The 4806-nt window shown below is 33.9% G+C and carries 2 protein-coding genes and 2 pseudogenes; 3 read left to right on the top strand and 1 reads right to left on the bottom strand.

The genetic code is table 11. The features are described from left to right. Positions 1–45: 45 nt before the first annotated feature. On the bottom strand, positions 46–1287 hold the full coding sequence (locus tag BA053_RS05235; protein ID WP_245611095.1) for a hypothetical protein: 1242 nt from the start codon (positions 1285–1287) through the stop codon (positions 46–48). Positions 1288–1467: 180 nt separating this feature from the next. Between BA053_RS05235 and BA053_RS05230 the strand changes: the two genes are divergently transcribed. The 3 genes and pseudogenes from BA053_RS05230 to BA053_RS05220 form a co-directional block, all read left to right on the top strand. After that, positions 1468–2745, top strand: coding sequence for an adenylosuccinate synthase (locus BA053_RS05230; RefSeq protein WP_065094759.1), 1278 nt, complete (start codon positions 1468–1470; stop codon positions 2743–2745). A 103-nt stretch (positions 2746–2848) separates the two neighbouring features. Continuing rightward, positions 2849–3577: pseudogene (locus tag BA053_RS06865) on the top strand (IS5 family transposase). A gap of 251 nt (positions 3578–3828) precedes the next feature. Beyond that, positions 3829–4806 (top strand): annotated as a pseudogene (locus BA053_RS05220) (hypothetical protein); the annotation flags it as partial.

The following is a 4806-nucleotide window of genomic DNA, read 5'->3' as shown; positions in this document are numbered from 1 at the left end:
TGGATACTTTTTTCTCATCTTTACCCCGTACTAAAATTTCAGATATTATAGCCTTTTACTTGTTTCCGGACAACCTCTCAATAGATCTATAACGGTAGATACTCTGACTTCAACAATATCATCAACATCTTCATCTTCTAGAGCAACTCCTGACCCCAATAACCTCTCTCTGAGATTTTCGCTTAAAAGATTGATAAATTCTTCATTTGCATCTGATCCTGTGGTTGATATTGTACCATCTAAATAGTTACTTTGAGCACCGAAGCCATGCTCTATTTGTATTTTTGTCTCAGGTTTAAATCCTAATTTTGCACAGAATTTCTGAAAATATTCTTTAACAATGTCAAACAAGCTCTTGCCATTATCTTTATAATTTTTTAACTCTTTAGGAATAGTAAGTGACAATTTACCATCTCTGTATGTTACAAAGTCTTCACCATTGTGAGATTCAATTGTAAATTCCAATGAACTAGACAGATTACATATCTTATCGCCATGCATAACTTGATTTTTAACAGAGAGTATTGGTAGCCTCATATCAGATCTAATTCTCACATTATTTTGGTTAGCACAATCAATATTTATTACTTTTTTAGGATTTTCTACTATGAACGACTGTCCAAGTGCAAGTTGGGTTTGTATAAATGGAGCAGCCTCATACCCTGCTTGATTACAATTGGTGACTAGCTCTTCTAAAATAGCATTACTTGGAACTTCTGCCCCAGCGTATCTGAACATTTTTTTGAAAACTTCTTTTGCAAAGGAACGGTAATCCTTGTTTTTATCTCTCTCTGTAGGTAATAGATGGATATACCCGTGGCCAGCATTGTAAAATTCTTCAAATTCTTTCTTATATGAATCGGTTTTTTGATGATTGGCAGTTTTGGGATTTTCACAGTGATTTTTCCATAGCTCACCCAATGCATTACTTACAAGCTCTTTCTCAATATCTTCGAGTACTGAAGCAACAAAAGCTTTGCCATGATCCGTATCTATTTCTCTTGTTCCTTTTTTGTTAAATATTTCGTCATTATATATATCATCACTATTAAAAAGTTCGCTTTTGCGGTGCTTAGCTCCTTCCTTAAATGCAATAATAAGATTTTTATCTATTTCTTTTCCGTTAATAATAAAATTCATCCTTTGAAAATCTAAGAACATTGTTTCACCGGAATTCGCTAATTTATTATCTTGATCTGCTCTTAATTTACTAAAATTGAACTCTTTAGCTGTGGCCTTTAATCTAACTACTGGACTCTTATTATTTTTTCCTTTTGTCTCTTTCATAAATAACACCTTACTGTAAATATGCTGTAAGTTATATCATATAATGATGAATAATTTGGTAATATATTAAGAAAATCGACAGTATATTTCTTTATTTAAGAGGTGTAGGAAAGGCGTAGATTTCTCTTTTCATTTGTAGCATATTGCATTAATATTTATGTATTAATCTAGAAAATAATGATGAATAATATTGTAATTGTTGGTCTGCAATGGGGTGACGAAGGCAAGGGTAAAATAGTAGATTATCTTTCTGAGAATGCAGATGTAGTTGTGAGATTTCAGGGAGGAAATAATGCAGGGCACACTATAGTAGTAGATGATGAGGTTTATAAATTAAATTTACTGCCCTCTGCTGTTTTGAGAACGGGCAAAATATCTATCATAGGAAATGGCGTTGCTCTTGATTCACACGCTCTAATCTCAGAAATAGAGTCATTGAAAGTTAAAGGAGTAGACGTAAACTATAACAACTTGATGGTATCCGAGAGCTGCCCATTAATACTTAGCGTACATAAGGACAAGGAAAAGCTATTTGAAGATTTAAATGGAAATCACAAAATTGGTACAACAAACAAAGGGATAGGGCCATGTTATGAAGATAAAGTTGGCAGGAGAGCTATACGCCTTTGTGACTTAGAAAACGCAGATGAGCTCAATAAAAGAGTGGATACTCTTTTGAATTATCACAATGCTATCAGGAAAGGCCTTAACTACCAGGTGGTTAAAAAAGAAGAAATATTAAAGGAAATTCGAGAGATTTCAGAAAAAATTCTTCCATATAAAAAACCTGTATGGAAGATATTAAATGACTTGATGAAAGAAGGTAAGAAAATAATATTTGAAGGCGCCCAAGGTACATTTTTAGATATCGACCACGGAACTTACCCTTTTGTTACTTCAAGCAATACTGTAGCGTCGCAAGCAATAACAGGCTCAGGATTAGCCTACAATGCTTACATTATTGGTGTGGCAAAAGCTTATACAACAAGAGTGGGCAATGGTCCATTCCCTACTGAGCAAAAGAACGAAGTGGGGAATAGCTTATTTACTATAGGCAAGGAGCTTGGAACAGTGAGCAATAGAAGAAGGCGTTGCGGATGGTTCGATGCGGGTTTAGTGCGCCAGGCCGTACAACTCTCTGGAGTTTCAAGCATTGTATTAACCAAATTAGATGTGCTTGATTCTTTTGATACAATTAAAATATGCACTGATTACAAGTACAGCGGGAAAATGTATGATTATTTACCCGCATCACATTCAATACAAGAGGAATTAGAGCCAATATATGAAGAATTTCCTGGCTGGAAGGAAAACACTCAAGGTAAAAGGTCGATTGAAGCATTGCCTATTAATTTAATAAAATATATAGACAGGTTAGAAAAATTAATAGGTGTACCAATTCATCTAATCTCAACTAGTCCAAAGAGAGAGGATGTTATTAAGCTTAAAGATTTCTAAAAACGTCTTTGTATCTTAGAGCCTGTACGTAATCTCAAAAAAGAGATAAAGTGAGAGGATAAAGTATATAAAGTAGGATATGCGAAGTTTATAACCAAGTGACATAAGTCGAGAAAAGTTTGAGATTATTGTAGCAGATCTGGAATCTTGCAGAAAGAAGACAAAACCAAGAACACTTGATTTACATGATGTATTTTGTGGAGTGTTATACGTGTTAAAAAGTGGTTGCCAGTGGAGAATGGTATCAAAAGAGTTCCCAAAATGGCGCAATTGTTACGACTATTTTAAGAAGTGGAGTGAAAAACCAGATGCAAATAAAGAAAGTGTTCTGGAGCTGGTATTAAAAAAAAATAATTGCGACAAAACAATGGTCGGAAAAGCTTCTGCATAATTGATGCACAGAGTATAAAAAATGCAGATACTGCTGAAGCTATGATGCAGGCAAGAAGATTTCAGGGCCGTATTGCAGTAGATACGCAAGCATGCAATTTATACAACAACAGCAGAGATAACTGACCGTAGCAGTGCTGTGAGAATGGTCGAAAATGCAAAAGAAAACCTCTCGGGAGTTAAAAATGTACTGGTTGATGCAGGCTATACTGGAGAGAATTTTGTAACTCAAATAAAAACGATTATTGGTGCAACCGTTGAAGTGATCAAAAGAAATGAATTACGTTCCTTTGTTGTATTGCCCAAAAGATGGGTTGTGGAGCGATCTTTTGCTTGGTTAGAAAAATGTAGAAGATTGTGGAAAAATTGTGAGCGAAAACTCAATACTAGCCTACAAATGGTCGTTCTGGCTTTCACTGCCTTACTTCTGAAAAAATTATGAACAGGCTCTTACTAACTCTTATCTAATAAAAAAAATACTTGTGTAACTTCGAATAGTCTATTATGCAAGACAGCAGTATAAACATGTAGTAAGAAATGTATAATGAAAAATAAAAGCTCAAGTTTAACACTTGCAGTTATTTTTACACAATTAAGTAATCATAAAAGTTAGTGTAGGACAAGGTTATACAGTTTGATTTCTTTTGATATATGTTAATTGATATAATATAAATATAGTTAAGGAGGCGTATTATGACTGGAAGTTTGGCTAAGGAAGAAAAAACAGCAGAGGCAGGAAAAACAAGTAATCAGTCAGAGAATTATGATGTTGAATCAGTTATAAGGGTAGCATCATGTGCTTGGAATGCAATACATTGCTTGTTGGCATCTTATGAATACGATCTATATTCGTCATGGCTTGAATCGCATTTTACATCCCTCAAGGACTGTATCAATAAAATGGAAAAAGACAATTCTTTCACTAAGGACTCTGCTATAATAAAGTTCTGCCACTCAATTGCAGAAAATAATAAATTATACAAAGAGTTAAAAAATTTAAATAATCCTGCTGAAAATTTTGCCAATAAAGAATTTGATTCTCAATTAGAGAAGATAATAACAGGCTTTAAACTAAAAGACCTAGGAGACAAGGTAAGCTTCTTAATGCTTTTGAAAGAAGAAAGTGACTTCACTGCTATACAGAAGGCTTATAGAGATGAGTGGAGTTTTTATGATCTAATAAATGATAGAGATTTTAAAAAAACGTACATAGATAAAGCAGTAACAGAGTCTGCTAATAAGAGCTTTAAGAAAGATATAGATAAATGCATAAAGTTGGCAGAGCAGGGAAAAAAAGCTGCAAGTAAATATCTTGGAAGGAAAGGCGTAGAGCTTCAAGCTTATTACACAGAAACTGATAACGCTTATAGAGTTTTGAATATCAACTCTATTAATTACAATAGAAGTGAGCCAACCAGGATTAGTAACATTTTACAGCAAGAGAAAGATATTAAAGAGCTGAATATCTATTGCAATAAAAAACATGAAATACACGCTCATCGGAAAGGTAAGGAAAGATATTATAAATTTAAAGAGGGCGCATATTATGAAATGAAAAGCACTTGGCCTGTAAAGGATGGATCCGAAATGTGTACCATGATTATGAATGTGAGTAGTGATGGCATAACTGAAGTACTAAAATTTAATGATGAAGATTTTGTGCTATCGGAT

The sequence above is a fragment of the Wolbachia endosymbiont of Nomada ferruginata genome, assembly GCF_001675785.1.
Taxonomy (GTDB): Bacteria; Pseudomonadota; Alphaproteobacteria; order Rickettsiales; family Anaplasmataceae; genus Wolbachia; species Wolbachia pipientis.
Note: the sequence above shows the minus strand (reverse complement) of the source record. Positions and strands in the feature narration are given on the sequence as shown.